Source organism: Flavobacterium enshiense, assembly GCF_040750275.1.
Taxonomy (GTDB): Bacteria; Bacteroidota; Bacteroidia; order Flavobacteriales; family Flavobacteriaceae; genus Flavobacterium; species Flavobacterium enshiense_B.
In genome coordinates this window covers 107765-126107 of record NZ_JBDOCV010000001.1, presented here as the reverse complement: position 1 = coordinate 126107, position 18343 = coordinate 107765, and the positions used below count along the sequence as shown (strand labels likewise).

Annotated in this window: 13 protein-coding genes and 1 tRNA gene; 5 read left to right on the top strand and 9 right to left on the bottom strand. The window is 39.4% G+C overall.

What is annotated here, in order from left to right:
* Positions 1–21: 21 nt before the first annotated feature.
* The gene (locus tag ABGT15_RS00640) at positions 22–1338 is read right to left on the bottom strand and encodes a c-type cytochrome (RefSeq protein WP_367229487.1); all 1317 of its coding nucleotides are present in this window, start codon (positions 1336–1338) and stop codon (positions 22–24) included.
* Positions 1339–1545: 207 nt separating this feature from the next.
* Here ABGT15_RS00640 and ABGT15_RS00635 point away from each other — a divergent pair, with 207 nt between their 5' ends.
* Positions 1546–1935, top strand: coding sequence for an SPOR domain-containing protein (locus ABGT15_RS00635; RefSeq protein WP_367229486.1), 390 nt, complete (start codon positions 1546–1548; stop codon positions 1933–1935).
* 131 nt (positions 1936–2066) lie between these two features.
* Here the strand turns inward: ABGT15_RS00635 and ABGT15_RS00630 are convergent, their stop codons facing one another.
* From ABGT15_RS00630 to rimP, 5 genes are all read right to left on the bottom strand, one after another.
* Positions 2067–2573: a hypothetical protein gene (locus tag ABGT15_RS00630; RefSeq protein WP_367229485.1), complete on the bottom strand. Its 507-nt coding sequence runs from the start codon at positions 2571–2573 to the stop codon at positions 2067–2069.
* A 152-nt stretch (positions 2574–2725) separates the two neighbouring features.
* On the bottom strand, positions 2726–3607 hold the full coding sequence (locus ABGT15_RS00625) for a hypothetical protein (RefSeq protein WP_367229484.1): 882 nt from the start codon (positions 3605–3607) through the stop codon (positions 2726–2728).
* A 151-nt stretch (positions 3608–3758) separates the two neighbouring features.
* Positions 3759–6632 carry a translation initiation factor IF-2 gene (gene infB / locus ABGT15_RS00620; protein WP_367229483.1) on the bottom strand — a complete coding sequence of 958 codons (2874 nt, stop codon included), beginning with the start codon at positions 6630–6632 and terminating at the stop codon, positions 3759–3761.
* Between the two features lie 55 nt (positions 6633–6687).
* A complete protein-coding gene (gene nusA / locus ABGT15_RS00615; protein ID WP_367229482.1) occupies positions 6688–7932 on the bottom strand; it encodes a transcription termination factor NusA in 1245 nt (414 codons plus the stop codon).
* 14 nt (positions 7933–7946) lie between these two features.
* Positions 7947–8411: a ribosome assembly cofactor RimP gene (gene rimP, locus ABGT15_RS00610; RefSeq protein WP_367229481.1), complete on the bottom strand. Its 465-nt coding sequence runs from the start codon at positions 8409–8411 to the stop codon at positions 7947–7949.
* Positions 8412–8581: 170 nt separating this feature from the next.
* Between rimP and ABGT15_RS00605 the strand changes: the two genes are divergently transcribed.
* Positions 8582–9406, top strand: a complete 825-nt coding sequence (locus ABGT15_RS00605) for a universal stress protein (RefSeq protein WP_367229480.1) — start codon at positions 8582–8584, stop codon at positions 9404–9406.
* Between the two features lie 50 nt (positions 9407–9456).
* Here the strand turns inward: ABGT15_RS00605 and ABGT15_RS00600 are convergent.
* Positions 9457–9527: transfer RNA gene (locus tag ABGT15_RS00600), tRNA-Gln, on the bottom strand.
* 167 nt (positions 9528–9694) lie between these two features.
* Here ABGT15_RS00600 and ABGT15_RS00595 point away from each other — a divergent pair.
* Positions 9695–12928, top strand: a complete 3234-nt coding sequence (locus ABGT15_RS00595; protein ID WP_367229479.1) for a glycosyltransferase family 117 protein — start codon at positions 9695–9697, stop codon at positions 12926–12928.
* 71 nt (positions 12929–12999) lie between these two features.
* Positions 13000–13644: a polysaccharide deacetylase family protein gene (locus tag ABGT15_RS00590; RefSeq protein WP_367229478.1), complete on the top strand. Its 645-nt coding sequence runs from the start codon at positions 13000–13002 to the stop codon at positions 13642–13644.
* Here ABGT15_RS00590 and ABGT15_RS00585 read toward each other — a convergent pair.
* The gene (locus ABGT15_RS00585) at positions 13641–13937 is read right to left on the bottom strand and encodes a thioredoxin family protein (RefSeq protein ID WP_367229477.1); all 297 of its coding nucleotides are present in this window, start codon (positions 13935–13937) and stop codon (positions 13641–13643) included. The genes ABGT15_RS00590 and ABGT15_RS00585 overlap by 4 nt on opposite strands.
* Positions 13938–14011: 74 nt before the next feature.
* Positions 14012–15244, bottom strand: a complete 1233-nt coding sequence (locus tag ABGT15_RS00580; RefSeq protein WP_367229476.1) for a metallophosphoesterase — start codon at positions 15242–15244, stop codon at positions 14012–14014.
* A gap of 149 nt (positions 15245–15393) precedes the next feature.
* Here ABGT15_RS00580 and polA point away from each other — a divergent pair, with 149 nt between their 5' ends.
* Positions 15394–18234, top strand: coding sequence for a DNA polymerase I (gene polA, locus ABGT15_RS00575; RefSeq protein ID WP_367229867.1), 2841 nt, complete (start codon positions 15394–15396; stop codon positions 18232–18234).
* The last annotated feature ends 109 nt before the right edge of the window (positions 18235–18343 follow it).

Genomic DNA, 18343 nt, shown 5'->3' with positions numbered 1-18343 from the left:
ATATTAGCTTCTTATTAATTATTAATAGTGACACTTACCACACTCTAAACCTCCCATTTGCGCAGCCGTTAATTGGTCTACACCGTACTTTTTAGAAAGTTCTTCGTGAATTTTCTTGTAATAGTCATTACCTTCCACTTTAACATTGGTTTCTTTGTGACATTCCACACACCATCCCATTGTTAACGGAGAATGTTGTCTCATAATTTCCATAGTCTCCACAGGACCGTGACATTTCTGACACTCTACTCCCGCAACCGTAACGTGTTGTGAGTGGTTGAAGTACACAAAATCAGGAAGATTATGAACACGCACCCATTTAACCGGTTTTACTTTACCTGTATATTTCTGAGCGGTCTTATCCCAACCTACTGCATCGTATAATTTTTGAATCTCAGCTGTGTAGAATTCCTTAGAATACTCCACATACGTTGAATCTTTATCACCAGCAAACTCATTGATATTCTTGTGACAGTTCATACAAACATTCAAAGAAGGAATCCCGGAAGTTTTACTTACACGAGCCGAAGAGTGACAATATTTACAATCGATTTTATTATCACCAGCATGAATTTTGTGCGAGAAATGTATTGGCTGAATTGGCTCATAGTTCTGATCCACACCGATTTGCATTAAATACCCGTAGATAAAATACATCCCGATCAAAATCATTACAATAGTTGAAGTCAATACCAAAAACTGGTTTTTAGCAAACGCTTTCCACAACGGCAGTGATTTTTCTTTTACAGGAACTTCAACTCCGTTAGCCGCTGCAATTTTGTTAAGTACATTCTTAACAAAGAACAACATTGCCACCAACATTGCCAAAACAACTGCCAACACTCCCAAAATCAAGTTGTTGGATACACCACCTTCTTGTGCAGCTCCTCCAGTGGCCGCTACTGCTGCCGCAGGCGCTTCCTCTTTTGGTTGCGAAGTATACGCTAAAATATTATCAATATCTGCATCAGATAATTGCGGAAAAGCAGTCATCGCTACTTTGCCATTTTCTTCAAAAACCTTGATTGCCTGAGCATCACCGGATTTGATTAGCTCCCCACTGTTTTTAATCCATTTGTACATCCAGGCCTTGTCGTATTTTTCAGCAACACCACGAAGCGCAGGCCCCGTCATTTTTGCATCAAGCTTATGACAAGCCGCACAATTAGCATTAAAAATTGCCTTTCCCGCTACTGGATCACCAGCACCGGCTGCAGGGGCCGCAGGAGCTGCCGCAGCAGGATCTTGCGCAAAAATATTCAGCGAAAGCGACAAAACCAGCGCCAGACTGAACAATAATTTTTTAGAAATCGAGTTATGGTTACCCACGTTTTTCATAATTAAAAATGATTATCGACTAAATTTGGTATGATTTTCGTATCAATGAAAACACACCCTATTTATAAACTCGGACAAAAATACGACTTATGCGTTATTATCAAAACCTTAAATTTGTCTTAAATTGTAATTTATACCAATTCTAAATAAATATTCCCTTTTACGATTATCATATTAATCGTACTTTTGCTCTAAACATAGTTCATTATGAGATTTTTAACAACCCACACCCTCTTCTGCTGTATTGCGCTGAGCGCTCTAATAAGCCAAAAATCATTTTCACAAACCGGAAAATTTAACATTGTACAGGACCCTAAATTTGAAAGTCTTTTAAACGAAAAAAGAAAAATTAATTCATCCATCACGGTTAACGACCGATACAAAATTCAGATTTTTTACGGCACCAATGAAGAAGCCAAAAAAACCTTATCTGCATTTAGAAAAGAATACAAAAATCTTGACGGTACCATTATTTATTCAAACCCTTCCTTTAAGGTATGGGTAGGCACATTTAAAACACGAATAGAAGCCGAACGCAACTATAAAGAAGTTTTAAAAAAATACCCCAACGCACTACTGATTCGCCCAAATAAATAAATCCGGAATCCAACACTAATAAGTCTGTCGCAATTATAGTCGCATGCTTTGAAAGGTAACAAGAAAACAGCATACAGTATTCAATAAAAAAAGCCAGCAAAAGCTGGCTTTTTTTATTGAATTTATGTTTATCAATCTAACAACTCAAGATGAGCACCTTCTGTATGTAAAATATGTTCAGCTCTTTCTACCTCTTCAAGGGAACCGTTCACCACTACAATAAATTTTCCTTCTTTCAGATGCTCCTCATATTGCACAACTTCGTCTTCTTTTATCCCTAAATAGGAAAAAAAAGATATCAGACCGCCCGTAACAATTCCTAAGTCAAATCCGGCAATGGCACCTACTAAAGCACCCGCACCGTAAAGAAATCCAAAACCAGGGATTGCAAAAACCCCGATACCTGAAAGCAGACCAATAACAGTTCCCGCACCCATACCGATTACTGCAGGGGCTTTTTGTACCACATCCGATGTTCTGACATGAATATGGTCATCAATTACTTCTGCGGTTCCTATGAGCGAAACATTTTTCATGGGAAAGTCATGGTCATTTAACACCTTAATAGCATCCACTGCTTCATTATGTGTTTCGTAAATAGCAATTTTTGATTTCATGACACTACATTTAACTCCCAATATCAATAACTATAATTTAACTAGTAAAGTTATGAATTTTTAAACAGTTATAAGACTGATTTACAACATATTACAATTCAAAAAAAAAAAAAAAAAAAGACTAAATCCGAATTCATCAAATGCACATATCAAAATGGAGGTTTTCAAATGTCTTACCAACCCATTTCCCGCTTGGTTTTATCTGCAAAAAAAGCATTCTGCACCGGAATTTCTTTAAGCTGCTCTCTCTCGTCGGTAAAATAAGCCGGTAAATCGCCAACTGTTGCCAATCCGTATTTCTGATAACCGGTTACCGCATAAGAATAAATATCATATTTTTTAAAAAAACCATAATCCAGATCATGCTTAAGATAACCTTTTCTTAAATAAGGTTCAAAGAGGATCCAGGTTCGCTCCAGATTACTTTTCATCATAAAATTACGTTGCATCGTCAAGGAGAAATCCTGCTGCACAAGACCAAAATTTTTTCCATTGGGAAACAAGTCATATTTCCGTGAAATCTTATATACGTCGGTAACAACATTGAAAAGCATTTCGTTTTGAATATCCGTAATTTGACGATAAACCAAAGTATCCTTAATTTTCTCATGAATTTTCACCCCAAAGGAACTGATTACCTGGTCACGAAGCCGCGCATCATTCAGTTTCTTTAAATCCAACTGCTTTTCAAAGTTCTTCTCCAACCAGATCGCATGGTTCTTAATATACATCGGTTTAAACCAAGCTGCCAGATCACCTTTTAAAATAGCATCATCGTAAGACTCCTGCCCTGTCATGTATGCAATTGTAAAACCATGCCTTTCGACCAATTGGGACAGTTGCGCTTTAAAGAAATCCAAATCGTTATGCTTGTAACTTAAATTTAAAAGCTTCAGATGTAAATCTGCTTCATAGCCATAATCTTCATCCAATTTCAGAATCAGCTCTTTTGCCTTGAGATAATCGGCATGTGGCACCGGCTTAAAAACATCCAGTACAGGATTTAACGCTTCATGAATAACTTTATCGCGATAATTTTGAGAAACGCAGTGCATCCCAAAAAAGCAAAAAAAGACAACAAAATACCTAGCATTCATCATATAAAAATTAATGTAACGATTTGATAACGCAAGAAAAGGAAATTATCACAGAAAGACATAAAAAAAGTCCGACAAATGCCGGACTTTTTTCTATTCTGATGAACGATTATTTCAATTTTTTCTTCACCTCCACTTCCTGGAAAGCTTCGATTAAATCGTATTCTCTTAAATCGTTGTAGTTTTTGATCTGCATACCACAATCGTAACCTTTGGAAACTTCTTTCACGTCATCTTTGAAACGTTTCAACGTAGCCAATTCTCCGGTATAAATTACAACCCCTTCGCGGATTAAACGAATTCTTGAATTACGGAAGATTTTACCATCCGTAACCATACATCCTGCAATTGTTCCTACTTTCGAGATTTTGAACAATTCGCGAACTTCTGCCGTACCGGTAATTTCTTCTTTCAATTCCGGTGATAACATACCTTCCATGGCATCTTTCAAATCGTCGATTGCGTCGTAAATGATCGAATAGTGACGGATATCGATTTCCTCTTTCTCTGCCAACTGTTTCGCATTTCCTTGCGGACGAACGTTAAATCCGATAATGATCGCATCCGAAGCCGAAGCCAACAATACGTCAGACTCGGTAATCGCTCCAACTCCTTTGTGGATGATACGGATCTGGATTTCCTCAGTCGATAATTTCGAGAAGGAATCCGATAAGGCTTCCACCGAACCGTCCACGTCTCCTTTAAGGATAATGTTCAATTCTTTAAACTGACCTAAAGCAATACGACGACCGATCTCGGCAAGGGTAATATGTTTCTGTGTACGAACCGACTGCTCACGTAATAATTGCATACGCTTAGCCGCAATTTGTTTCGCTTCTCTTTCGTCTTCGAATACATTGAATTTATCTCCGGCGGTTGGTGCTCCGTCCAATCCTAAGATCGAAATAGGTGTTGACGGACCAGCTTCTTTTATAGAATTACCACGCTCATCAAACATCGCTTTCACCTTACCGTGGTTTTTACCTGCCAATACGTAGTCCCCAACTTTCAAAGTACCCGCTTGTACCAAAATAGTAGTTACATAACCACGACCTTTGTCCAACTGAGCCTCCACAACCGTTCCTACGGCCGGTTTATTTGGATTTGCTTTTAAATCTAAGATTTCCGCTTCCAACAATACTTTTTCCAACAATTCCGGTACTCCTTGACCGAATTTAGCTGAAATATCGTGTGATTGGTATTTTCCACCCCAATCTTCAACCAATAAATTCATTCCGGCTAATTGTTCCTTAATTTTTTCAGGGTTAGCACTTGGTTTATCGACTTTATTGATGGCGAAGATCATTGGAACTCCTGCGGCTTGTGCGTGAGAAATAGCCTCTTTGGTTTGTGGCATGATGTCATCATCGGCAGCTACCACAATAATGGCGATATCGGTAACTTGTGCACCACGCGCACGCATCGCGGTAAACGCTTCGTGACCCGGTGTATCTAAGAAGGTAATTTCCTGACCATTTTCCAACTCCACTCCATAAGCCCCGATGTGCTGGGTAATTCCTCCTGACTCACCCGCGATAACATTCGCTTTACGGATGTAGTCCAACAAGGACGTTTTACCGTGGTCAACGTGACCCATTACGGTAACAATCGGTGCACGGAATTTTAAATCTTCCGGTTTGTCTTCCACAACCTCGATATTTTCTTCGATATCGGTAGTAATGAATTCCACTTCGTAACCAAACTCATCGGCTACGATAGACAAGGTTTCTGCATCCAAACGCTGGTTCATCGTTACCATGATGCCTAAAGACATACACGTTCCGATTACTTTAGTAATAGGCACATCCATCATGGTAGCAATTTCCCCAACCGTAACAAATTCAGTTACTTTAAGTATTTTGCTTCCTTCTTCCAACGCTCTTTGTTCGTCGTCGGATTTCTGACGGTGGGAATCACGCTTGTCTCTTCTGTATTTTGCCGCTTTAGATTTGTTTCCTTTACCTTGAAGTCTTTCTAAAGTTTCTTTAATTTGGTTTTTAACTTCTTCCTCGGTTGGCTCAACTTTTGCTACAATAGCAGGACGGTTTCCTTTTTGGAAGCCCGGTTTGTTGCCTCCAAATTTATTACCGCCAGGTCTGTTAGCATTGTTACCCCCTTGGTTATTATTTCCACCTTGACCTGGTTGTCCAGGCTGACCCGGCTTACCAGGTATACGGTTTCTTTTCTTTTTCTCTTGGTTTTGCTGATTCGCATTTTGACCTGCCGCGCCCTGATTCGGTTTATTGCCGTCTTTTTTGAAGTCTTCTTTCTTCTTTTTAGGCTTGTTAAACTGTGACAAGTCAATGGTTTGTCCTGTAAACGTTGTACCCGAAAGTTTTTGATACTGCGTGGTAATCTTTTCGTCTTCTGCCGGTTGTTCGGCTTTTGGCGCTTCTGCTGCAGGAGCTTTTGGCGCTGCCACTTTCTCAACAGTTTCAGCTTTTTCTACCGCTTCAATTTTTTCAACTTTCTCAACTTTTTCAACCGCTTCAGCTTTCTCAACAACTTTCGGAGCCTCTTCTACAACAGGCTTTTCTTCCGCTACCGTTAGTGCCGGCACTGACTCTGCAACAGGTTTTTCCGTTTTTTCTGAAGAAGGTTTTTCAGCTTCCGGTTTTTTAGGATCTAAATCAATCTTTCCAATCGCTTTAGGGCCTGAAAGTGAAGCACGTGCTTTTATCACTTCCTGACGTTGTCTTTCCTCGTCTTGTTTGCGCTTGTCTTCTATCTCTTTTTCTCTTTCGATACGAAGGGCTTCTTTCTCTTTCTTTTTCTCTTCACTTACTTCCAGAGAAGCCACTTTCTTACCTTTATCAGCAGAGAATTGTCCGCACAAGATCGAGTATTCCTCATTAGAAATTTTAGCATTAGGACTTGATTCGATGGCATGACCCTTCTCTTTCAAATAATCCACAGCTCTATCCAGAGAAATATTTAATTCCCTTAAAACCTTGTTAATTCTTATTACTCTTTCTTCAGACATATAATCTTTTTATTAATACCTTAATGCGTGTTGTGTTGTGTGTCTAACTAATAAATTAGTCTTCGAATTCTTCTTTTAAAATTCGCATTACATCTAAAATGGTTTCTTCTTCCAGATCGGTTCTTCTTACCAAATCTGCTACGTCTTGTTTTAGAATACTTCTTGCCGTATCCAAACCAATCTTAGCAAATTCTTCAATTACCCATCCGTCGATTTCATCAGAGAACTCAGTTAATTCTACGTCGTCTTCTTCTTCGGCAATATTACCCTCACGGATTACATCCAATTCGTAACCGGTTAACAAACCTGCCAATTTAATATTGTGACCACCGCGACCAATCGCTTTGGAAACTTCTTCTAATTTTAAAAACACTTCAGCCGCTTTTTTATCTTCATCGATTTTAACCGAAGATACTTTTGCAGGACTTAAAGCTCTGGTGATAAACAACTGTGCATTTGTTGTATAGTTGATTACGTCGATATTTTCGTTACCCAACTCACGAACGATACCGTGGATACGCGAACCTTTCATTCCCACACAAGCTCCTACCGGATCAATTCTGTCATCATAGGAATCCACAGCTACTTTTGCTTTTTCACCCGGAATACGCACCACTTTCTTAATCATAATCAAACCGTCGAATACTTCCGGAATTTCCTGCTCGAACAATTTCTCTAGGAATTTCTCAGACGTTCTGGACATGATGATTTGTGGCTTATTCCCTTTCAATTCTACGTTTTCAATAATTCCGCGCACGTTATCACCTTTGCGGAAAAAGTCAGACGGGATTTGTTTTTCTTTCGGCAACACGATTTCGTTTCCTTCATCGTCTACCAAAATTACAGCTTTTGGACGTACGTGGTGTACTTCCGCTGTATATATTTCACCAATTAGATCTTTAAACTGTTTGTAAAGATTAGTATTGTCATGTTCATGGATTTTGGAAATCAGGTTCTGACGCAACGCCAAAATAGCTCTTCTTCCCAATTGAATTAATTTTACCTCTTCAGAAACGTCTTCACCTACTTCAAAATCAGGCTCGATTTTACGTGCTTCCGACAAAGAGATTTCAGAGTTTGGATCTTCCACCTCACCATCGGCAACCACCACACGGTTTCTCCAAATTTCCATATCGCCTTTATCAGGGTTGATAATGATATCAAAATTATCGTCTGAACCGTATTTTTTCTTCAATGCATTTCTGAACACATCTTCTAAAATTGCCATTAAGGTAACTCTATCGATTAGTTTGTCGTCTTTAAATTCTGAAAACGACTCGATTAATGCAATATTCTCCATGTTAACTCTTAAATTTAAAATGTTATTATAACAACTGCTTCTTTAATATCTTCGTATTTGATTTCTGCCCTTTTCTGAACAGTTTCTTTTCCTTTTCCGATTTGTTTTGGCTCTCTGGCGGACCATTCCAAAACAATAAAATCATCATTAGCCCCAGTAATTTCCGCCTCGATTTTCTCGGTTGCCGTGGTCACTTTAAGCTTTCTGCCAATATTCTTCCTGAACTGTCTTGGCATTTTCAAAGGACTGGCAGCTCCTCCCGAAGCTACTTCCAGTGAAAAATCCTGCTCCTCTCTGTCAAGGTTATGCTCGATAGCCCTGCTCACATCGATACAATCCTGAAGATTCACACCGTTATCACCATCTAAAGTTACGATAATTTTGTATGCATCCGTGATTGTAAAATCGATAAGAAAAAGTGACGGTCTTTCCGCCAATGCAGTATCAAGAAGCTCTTTTACTTTTTCCTTAAACGTCATAATCTGTATAAAAAGAGGGAAGCCCTGCTTCCCTCATTATTTAGTTCCGTAATAAATAACGCAGCAAATATACAACTTTTTTTAAATATTGAAAATCATTGTTTATTGTAAATAAATTATATACCTTTATAAAAAAGATTTTTAACACAAAATTCCCACAACCAATAATTATGAAACGTATTTTAGTACCTACCGACTTTTCAAACCACGCCGAATACGCATTAAAGGTAGCCGCACAAATTGCAAAAAAGAACAATGGTGAAATCTATATCCTGCACATGTTAGAGTTACCTCACGAAGCTAACGATCCGTTTCACCACGGACATGACATTCCAGAAATCATGTACTTCAAAAAAAGAGCCGAAGAAAAACTGGACGACCTTACCGAAGCTGAATACCTAAAAGGCATTGAAGTGTCCGAAATTATTAAAATCGAAGGCACTTTTGAAGGCATCATGGACATCAGCAAAAAAAATGATATTGATTTAATCGTAATGGGATCTCACGGTTCCAATGGCTTCAAAGAAATGATTATCGGTTCCAATACCGAAAAAGTAGTTCGAACTTCCGAAGTACCGGTTTTGGTTATCAAAAAAGAAATGAGTGATTTCGACGTAAACAAATTTGTTTTTGCTTCCGACTTTTCAGACGAAGTAAAAGGGACATTTACAAAAGCCGTTGAATTCTCCAATAAATTCGGTGCACACTTGCATTTGGTTTCCATCAACACACCAAACAATTTCAAATCGACAGCGGTTTCTGAAAAAATTATGAGTGATTTCATTTCCGGCTTCCAAATCAACAACTACTCAACACATATTTACAATGACGTGAATGTTGAAAAAGGAATCCTGAATTTCGCCAACAGCATCGACGCTGATTTGATTGGAATGAGCACACACGGAAGAAGAGGACTAGCCCATTTCTTCAACGGAAGCATCAGCGAGGACCTTGTAAACCACGCTATTCGCCCTGTGGTAACCTTCAAAATCTAAACTTCAAAATATTGCATAAAAAAAGCCCCGAGAATCTCGGGGCTTTTTTGTTGGTCTACTAGGACTCGAACCTAGAATGACTGAACCAAAATCAGTAGTGTTACCATTACACCATAGACCATTAAACCTGCGATCATTGCTGATTGCGGGTGCAAATGTAATACATATTTTTTTCAATCCAAATTTTTCTATAAAAAAATATTAAAAAAATATTTTGTGCGTTTCTATATACAAAAAAAGAGTTTCTTTGTGGTAGAAATTATACGAACAATCGATAAACGTTTATAAATGGTAACTTTCGACTTTAAAAAATGGAATACTATCTTAGGCTGGTTTTCATTTGCAATTGCCCTAATCACCTTTTCCCTTACCGTTGAACCCACTTTAAGTTTCTGGGATTGTGGTGAATACATTGCCACATCAGCAAAATTAGAAGTAGGTCACCCACCGGGCGCACCCTTGTTTCAGATGATTGGAGCTTTCTTTGCCATGTTTGCTTTCAGCCCCGATAAAGTTGCCTTGATGGTGAACATGATGTCTGTTTTTTCCAGTGCCTTTACCATTCTATTTCTATTTTGGTCGAGCACCATTATGCTGCGAAAAATAATCTCATCGTTCACAGAATTCAACAATAATAACGCAATCGTTGTTTTGGGAAGTGCTTTTGTAGGCGCCACAGCCTTTACTTTTACCGACAGTTTCTGGTTCAATGCCGTAGAAGCCGAAGTATATTCCATGGCTACTCTCTTCATTGCAATCATCTTCTGGATGGGGCTTCGCTGGGAAGAAGCCATGCACGAACCAAAGGGAAACCGTTGGCTGCTATTAATCTCGTTAATGATTGGACTTTCATTCGGAGTTCACTTCATGGCGTTACTAACGATTCCTTCATTAGGATTACTGTACTATTTTAAAAATTACGAAAAAATTACCGTTAAAAACTTCATCATTGCCAACATTTTAATGGTAGCCGTTTTATTCTTTTTCTTCAAATTCTTACTACCTTATACCTTGGCATTCTTCGGAAAAACCGAAATTTTCATGGTAAACAGTCTAGGCTTACCGTTTAATTCCGGAACCATTTTTGCTTTCTTGTTGATTGTCGCATTCTTTTATTTCGGCTTAAATTATACCCGCAAAAAAGAAAAACCTTTCTTAAACACTATCCTGCTTTGTATTCTTTTTGTATTGATTGGATTTTCCACCTGGATGATGTTACCGATTCGCGCTAATGCCAATGTGGTAATTAATGAAAACAAACCATCAGATGCTGCAGAGGTTTTAGCCTATTACAACCGTGAACAATATGGGGAACAAAAAACTTTTTACGGTCCATTATTCTCCGAAACATACTCCAGTTTAGATGCCACAAACCCTTATTTGGACGACAAACCCAACTACGAAAGAGATCACAAAACCGGCACCTATGTTATTGTAAACAATTACAAAAACGCCAAAAGCAATAGCGACAACAACCACAAAGGGGTACTTCCGAGAATGTGGAGCACGGATCATGCAGTTAATTATATGTCGTTTACCAAACCACTGGATTTCAAAATTGACACCCATGCTTTTGTCGATGAAGAAGGCAACATGATGGAAGACGAAATGAGCCAGATGACCGAAATCGTTTCCGAATTCAGAGCCGCCTATGCTGCCGGAAAAGTAGATTTAGAAGACTACGAAAAATTCCTGAAAAGCTACGGAGATTATCTTGTTGTAGAAAAACCATCCTTCACAGACAACATGAAATTCATGTTCGAATACCAGTTTGGTTACATGTACTGGCGTTATTTATTGTGGAATTTCGTAGGTCGCCAAAACGATGTACAAGGAAAATATGACACTCAAAACGGAAACTGGCTAAGTGGCATTAGCTTTTTAGACGATTTACACTTAGGAACACAAAAAAACCTACCTTCTGATGTGGCAAATAACAAAGCGCGAAACACGTATTACTTCTTACCGTTTATCTTAGGAGTATTAGGTATTGTTTTTCATGCCTCAAAAGACAAGAAAAGCTTCTACATTTTATTGGTTTTATTCCTGTTCAACAGTTTTGCTCTTAAGGTTTTCCTTAACGAAAGACCTTTTGAACCCCGCGAAAGGGATTATGCCGTTGTAGGCTCCTTCTATGTATTTGCCATCTGGGTTGGTTTTGGTGTTTACGCGCTTTATGACGCCCTTAAAAAATACGTACAACCTAAGATTGCCACACCGCTTATCCTTGGAGCAGCTATTTTAGCCGGCCCTGTATTATTAGCAAAAGAAAACTGGGACGATCATGATCGTTCCGGAAAATACACCGCTATAGCTATGGCTAAAGCCTATCTGGATTCCTGCGAACCCAATGCGATTTTATTCACCATTGGCGACAACGACACCTTCCCACTGTGGTATGCTCAGGAAATAGAAGGACACCGTACCGATGTTCGCATCGTGTGTACCAGCTTATTCGCAACGGATTGGTATATCGATCAGATGAAAATGAAAGCCTACAAATCCGAACCGATTCCAATTCGTTTTAAGCACGAACAATATGTGGGCGGAAAATTAGATTACGTTATCCACAAACCCCTGACTGAAAACGGCATGTTACTGGAAGACCTAATGCAGTTTATCGCCTCCGATGACGACAGAACCACCATCGAAATGCGCAACGGACACAAAGTCCATTTCTATCCGACCGATAAAATTCGCATTCCAGTAGACAAAAATGCCGCCATTCGAAACAAAGCCGTTTCGCCTCACCTGAACGATTCGATAGTTTCTCATATGGACATCAATTTAAAAGGTAATCCTATTTACATCAACCGTTTGATGATGTTAGATATTGTAGCCAACAACAACTGGAAGCGACCAATTTATTTTACCGGTGGTGCTTTCGCGGACGAAGACTTCATCTGGATGAAAGATTACCTGCAATTGGACGGTATGGTGTACAAACTGGTTCCTATGAAAACCCCTTTAGGGGAACAGGCCAGTCCGTTGGACATGGGACACATTGACACGGAAAAAATGTACAACATTGTAACCAAGTGGAATTGGGGCAACAGCGGAAGCTCGACCATTTATCACGATCCGGAAACTCGCAAAAACAGCATCACTTATCGCACCAATTTAGCGCGATTGATGGAAGCCTTAATCAACGAAGGCAAAAAGGACAAAGCGAAAAGAATTATTGAATTGGCCATGAAAGAAATGCCGATTGAATATTTCGGATATTATACTTTCGTAGAGCCTTTTGCCGGCGGTTATTACGAACTAGGCGAAAAAGCCAAAGCACGCGAGATTTTAAACCAACTGATGAAAAAATATCAGGAAAACCTAACGTACTATGCCGGCATGAAACCAACGGAACAAAACGAACTGTATGCAGACATCGTTACCGATATCGAACGCTACAGAAGTTTACTGGAAATCATGAAAGACCGTGGCGATGTAGAATTTTACAATCAAAACAAAGCCAAATTCAACAATTATAACAAATTGTTTGAACGCTACGGACGCGACATGGAATAAAATAACAAATTGTCTGAAAAATAATATAAGGCTTTCAAGGTTTATTACTTTGAAAGCCTTATTTTTATAGTATGGATTTCTATTGGATCAAAACCAACAAAATAATCAAGAAACTTTTCTCCAATCAGGTTTGGGACATTCCTAACACCGAAAACAAAGTCTACTTGACCTTTGACGACGGTCCAACGCCTGAAGTCACTGAATGGGTATTAACTGTATTGCAAAAAAACAAAATCAAAGCTACTTTTTTCTGCATCGGTGACAACATCCGAAAGTATCCTGCTCTTTTTCAAAAAGTAATTTCCGAAGGACATTCGGTAGGAAATCACACCTTCAACCACTTACAGGGCTGGAAAACCACCGATAAAGTTTATTTAGAAAACACCTCTCGTTGTGATGAAGAAATTCACAACTCCGACACAAACAGATTACTTTCCAACATTTTCCGGCCGCCATACGGAAAAATACGTTTGTCACAATCGGCTAAACTTCGAAAAAAAGGATACAAAATTATTATGTGGGATGTGTTGAGTGCCGATTTTGACACAAAAATTTCAAAGGAACAATGCCTGGAAAATGTAATCAAAAATACGACACAAGGAAGTATTATCGTATTTCACGACAGTAAAAAAGCCTTCCAAAATCTGGAATACGCCTTACCCAGAGCTATTGAATTTCTGAAAGAAAAAGGATTTCAGTTTGGCAAAATCGTTTAAACGTTTTCCTGAACCAATGTAATTAAAGTATTGGCATCTAATTCCCCGGATTGTCTCCAAACCATCTGACCGGCTTTATAAATCATCAGCGTAGGCAATCCTTTAATGCGCAACGCTTCTGCCAACTCCTGATTTTTATCCACGTCAATTTTTATCACTTTAGCTTTATCGCCAAGTGCTGCAGCAACATCTCTAATAACAGGATGCATCGACACGGAAGACTCATTCCAATCGGTATAAAAATCGATTAAAACAGGTACCTGAGTATTAATAAGTTCTCCAAATTTTGACATAAGCGAGAAATTTTGATTAATTAAAAACTGTTGTTCTTAAATAAAGAGTACACAAATATAGCATTTTTACCCATTTATGCTACTCTTTCACCTTTTTTTAGTTGAATAACCGTAATTTCCGGCCAAATACCAACCCTTCCCGGATAGGCATGAAACCCAAAACCGCGGTTCACATAAACATAACGCCCCATGTTTTCGTACAATCCCGCCCAATATTTGTAAACATATTGCACCGGACTCCATTTAAAAAACCCGGGGATTTCAATCCCAAACTGCAAACCATGTGTATGTCCAGAAAGTGTTAAATGATAGTTATTCTCATGATGCTGTACTTCCGCATCCCAATGGGACGGATCATGGCTCATCAGAATTTTGAAATCTTCTTTTTTCAAACCTTGAGAAGCTTTTACCAAATCACCAGCCTGCTTAAATTTGACACCCCAGTTCTCTACCCCAACCAACGCAATTTCTTCGCCTTTGTTTTTAATTTTCACATTTTCATTCAGCAAAAGCTTAAAATCAATCTGACGATGCAAGTCTTTAATCGCTTCAAAATTTTCTTTTTTAGCCGTTTGGGAGGGCCAGTCTACATATTCGCCATAATCGTGATTACCTAAAACTGAGAATTTCCCAAATCTTGGCATTTCAATCTTTTTAAAGGTCTCAACCCACGGATGCATTTCCGTTGCGTGCGTATTGACGATGTCGCCGGTAAACAAAATAATATCGGATTTCTGTTCGTTGATCAAATCCACGGCATATTGAATCTTCTCCGGATTATCAAAACTACCGCTGTGCACGTCCGAAAATTGGGTAATAGTCATCCCGTCGAAAGTATCCGGCAAATCCGGAAAGAATAACGTTTGGCGGATTACTTTAAAATTATACTTCCCTTTAGTCATCCCATACAATAAGGAAGTAAAGGGGATGGCAGCTATCCCTAATGCGATCTGACTTACAAATTTCCTTCGTCCCGGAATCGCTTCTTTTATATTATCTGCCTGTGTAAAATAGTTAATAACCGTAGCAAACATTCGAAAAACATCTTCTCCTAAAAGAATAATCGCCACAATCAGTTTTGGTATCAGCATCAACAGTAATAACCCCATAGTGAAAAGTGATTGCGTATTTTGCCCCACCTTACGATCAAACTGACTAAAACCATACAAAATATAAGCAAAAGCCAGCAAACTTACTACTTGATAAACAATAAGTATCCAACGCTCACGGGTAATGGTTTTTACCGCCTGATAAGCATACAATTCCACCAAAAGAAGGATCACTCCGATAAAAACCAAACGACTCATTTAACTTTTGTTTTTGATACGCAAAGTAACGAAGAATGAAATGCTTAGCGGTTCTTTCTTAAATTAAATTTAACTAAAGATTTGATTTGCTTCAGAAGTTTTAGAATAATCTTCCCACTTTGCTTATTTTTACGTTCTAATTTTTTGAAATCATGTCACAAAAACGACTTTTTCTACTCGATGCTTATGCGCTGATTTTCCGTGGTTATTATGCTTTTATCAAAAACCCGAGAATTAATTCCAAAGGAATGGACACCTCAGCCATTCTGGGATTTATGAACTCGCTGATTGATGTGATTAAACGCGAAAAACCAGACCATTTGGCCGTAGCTTTCGACAAAGGAGGAAGTGCCGTTCGCAGTGAAATGTTTTCAGCCTACAAAGCCAACCGCGACGAAACACCGGAAGCTATTAAAATTGCCGTGCCGTATATTCAAGAGTTTTTGAGCGCCATGCACATTCCTATTATTGAAGAAGCCGGTTACGAAGCCGACGACTTAATCGGAACTTTGGCCAAACAAGCCGAAAAAGAAGGTTATCAGGTTTTCATGGTAACTCCGGATAAAGATTTTGGACAATTGGTTTCCGAAAATATTTTCATGTACCGACCGGCGCGTTTGGGCAACGACATTGAAATTTGGGGTGTAGAAGAAGTAAAAGCAAAGTTCGAAATAGAAGACCCGTTACAGGTTATTGATTTCTTGGGAATGATGGGCGATGCTGTGGACAACATACCAGGCCTACCAGGTGTAGGTGAAAAAACGGCCAAGAAATTATTAGCCGAATTTGGTTCGATGGAAAATCTTTTGGCCAATACTGACAAACTGAAAGGCGCTTTGAAAGAAAAAATCGAGGCCAACAAAGAGCAGGGAATTTTATCCAAAAAACTGGCTACCATCCTACTCGACTGCCCCGTTACGTTCGACGAAACCGACTACGAGCTATCCAAACCCGATGTGGAAAAAACCGATGCCTTGTTTATGGAGTTGGAATTCCGTCAGTTGAAAACCCAATTCGACAAATTGTTCGGCAGCGGGAAAGAATATGATGAAATCGACACCAGCAATGGGGATGCAACACCAAAAACCACTAAAAAAACCACAAAAAACGAAGACCAGTTTTCGTTATTTGAAACCGGTGACAGCGAAGCCGAAGCAGGACACCACAGCTATTACAATACCTTAGAAAACACACCGCACCACTACGAAGTAAGTCAGGGAAATTTAGGGGTAAAACTTTTACTTCAGACTTTACTGCAACAAAAAGAAGTATGTTTTGACACCGAAACCACCGGAATCGACGCGAATAACGCCGAATTGGTTGGCATGTCATTTTCGTTTGAAAAAGGAAAAGCTTTTTATGTGCCGTTTCCGGAAAATCGCGATGAAGCACAGGAACTTGTAGACAAATTCAAACCGTTTTTTGAGAACGAAGCCATCATCAAAATAGGCCAGAACATCAAATACGATTTAAAAATATTAGCCAATTATGGTATTTCGGTTAAAGGAAAACTGTTCGACACCATGATTGCGCATTACCTGATCAATCCGGACATGCGTCACAACATGGACGTTTTGGCGGAAACCTATCTGAAATATTCGCCGAAATCCATCGAAACGCTGATCGGTAAAAAAGGTAAAAACCAAAAATCGATGCGCGACGTGGCTTTGGAAGACATTAAAGAATACGCCGCAGAAGATGCCGACGTTACGTTACAATTGAAAGACGTTTTCGACCCGAAACTGGACAGTGCCGGCACTAAAAAATTATTCGAAGAAATCGAAATCCCATTAATTCAGGTATTGGCTGACATGGAGCGCGAAGGAATACGTTTGGATGTCGACTACCTTAAAGCGATGTCCAAAGACATGGATGTGGAAATCAAGGAACTGGAGCAGAAAATCTACGAAACGGCGGGCGAAAAATTCAACCTTGCTTCCCCGAAACAGTTGGGCGATATTTTATTTGAAAAACTAAAAATCGGTGGCACCAAACAGAAGAAAACCAAAACCGGTCAATACGCTACTGGTGAGGAAGTACTAAGTTATCTGGCGAACGAACACGAAATCGTGCAACAAATTCTGGAATGGCGCCAAATGGTAAAACTGCAAAGCACCTACATCATTTCGTTACCGGAGCAGGTCGACAAAGGCAGCAACCGCGTGCATACCGATTACATGCAAACCGTAGCCGCTACTGGTCGTTTAAGCTCCAACAACCCGAACTTACAAAACATTCCGATTCGTACCGAACGAGGAAGATTAATTCGAAAAGCCTTCATTGCAAAAGACGAAAATTACACCTTACTTTCTGCCGATTACTCGCAAATTGAATTAAGGGTGATTGCTGCAATGAGTGGTGAAGAAAACATGATCAAGGCCTTCCAGAACGGCGAAGACATCCACAGAAGTACCGCTGCGAAAGTATTCCACGTAGCCCCGGAAGAAGTCACCAAAGAACAACGAAGCAACGCCAAAACCGTCAACTTCGGAATTATTTATGGGGTTTCTGCTTTCGGATTAAGCAATCAAACGAATTTGTCGCGAAGTGAAAGCGCCGCCTTGATTGATGCCTACTACAACACCTATCCGCGTTTGCGTGCTTACATACAGGAACAGATTGCGTTTGCGAGAGATCATGGTTATGTACAAACCGTTTCGGGACGCCGTCGTTATCTGAAAGACATTAATTCCGCCAATGCTGTAGTGCGAGGAGCCGCGGAACGAAATGCCGTGAATGCACCGATTCAGGGAAGCGCAGCGGACATCATCAAAATAGCGATGATCAACATTCACAAAAAACTGACTTCGGAAAACTGGCAATCGAAAATGTTATTGCAGGTTCACGATGAGTTGGTATTCGACGTTCACAATTCCGAATTGGAGAAAATCAAGCCAATGATCAAGCACGAAATGGAGAACGCTTTTAAACTGACCGTTCCGTTAGAAGTGGATTTGGGCACCGGAAGAGATTGGCTGGAAGCACATTAAACAGTGATCTGCACTTAACAATCTATGACAATACAAAAAAACTCCTGTTAAAAACGCAGGAGTTTTTTTGTATTCAAAATAATATTTAGATATTTGTCTAAATATTTAA

Bases quoted from the DNA above. Each gene is read 5' to 3' on its own strand.
- ABGT15_RS00580 (WP_367229476.1), bottom strand. From the start codon at position 15,244: ATGAGTCGTTTGGTTTTTATCGGAGTGATCCTTCTTTTGGTGGAATTG.
- ABGT15_RS00635 (WP_367229486.1), top strand. From the start codon at position 1,546: ATGAGATTTTTAACAACCCACACCCTCTTCTGCTGTATTGCGCTGAGC.
- infB (WP_367229483.1), bottom strand. From the start codon at position 6,632: ATGTCTGAAGAAAGAGTAATAAGAATTAACAAGGTTTTAAGGGAATTA.
- nusA (WP_367229482.1), bottom strand. From the start codon at position 7,932: ATGGAGAATATTGCATTAATCGAGTCGTTTTCAGAATTTAAAGACGAC.
- rimP (WP_367229481.1), bottom strand. From the start codon at position 8,411: ATGACGTTTAAGGAAAAAGTAAAAGAGCTTCTTGATACTGCATTGGCG.
- ABGT15_RS00640 (WP_367229487.1), bottom strand. From the start codon at position 1,338: ATGAAAAACGTGGGTAACCATAACTCGATTTCTAAAAAATTATTGTTC.
- ABGT15_RS00590 (WP_367229478.1), top strand. From the start codon at position 13,000: ATGGATTTCTATTGGATCAAAACCAACAAAATAATCAAGAAACTTTTC.
- ABGT15_RS00605 (WP_367229480.1), top strand. From the start codon at position 8,582: ATGAAACGTATTTTAGTACCTACCGACTTTTCAAACCACGCCGAATAC.
- ABGT15_RS00595 (WP_367229479.1), top strand. From the start codon at position 9,695: ATGGTAACTTTCGACTTTAAAAAATGGAATACTATCTTAGGCTGGTTT.
- ABGT15_RS00625 (WP_367229484.1), bottom strand. From the start codon at position 3,607: ATGCACTGCGTTTCTCAAAATTATCGCGATAAAGTTATTCATGAAGCG.
- ABGT15_RS00585 (WP_367229477.1), bottom strand. From the start codon at position 13,937: ATGTCAAAATTTGGAGAACTTATTAATACTCAGGTACCTGTTTTAATC.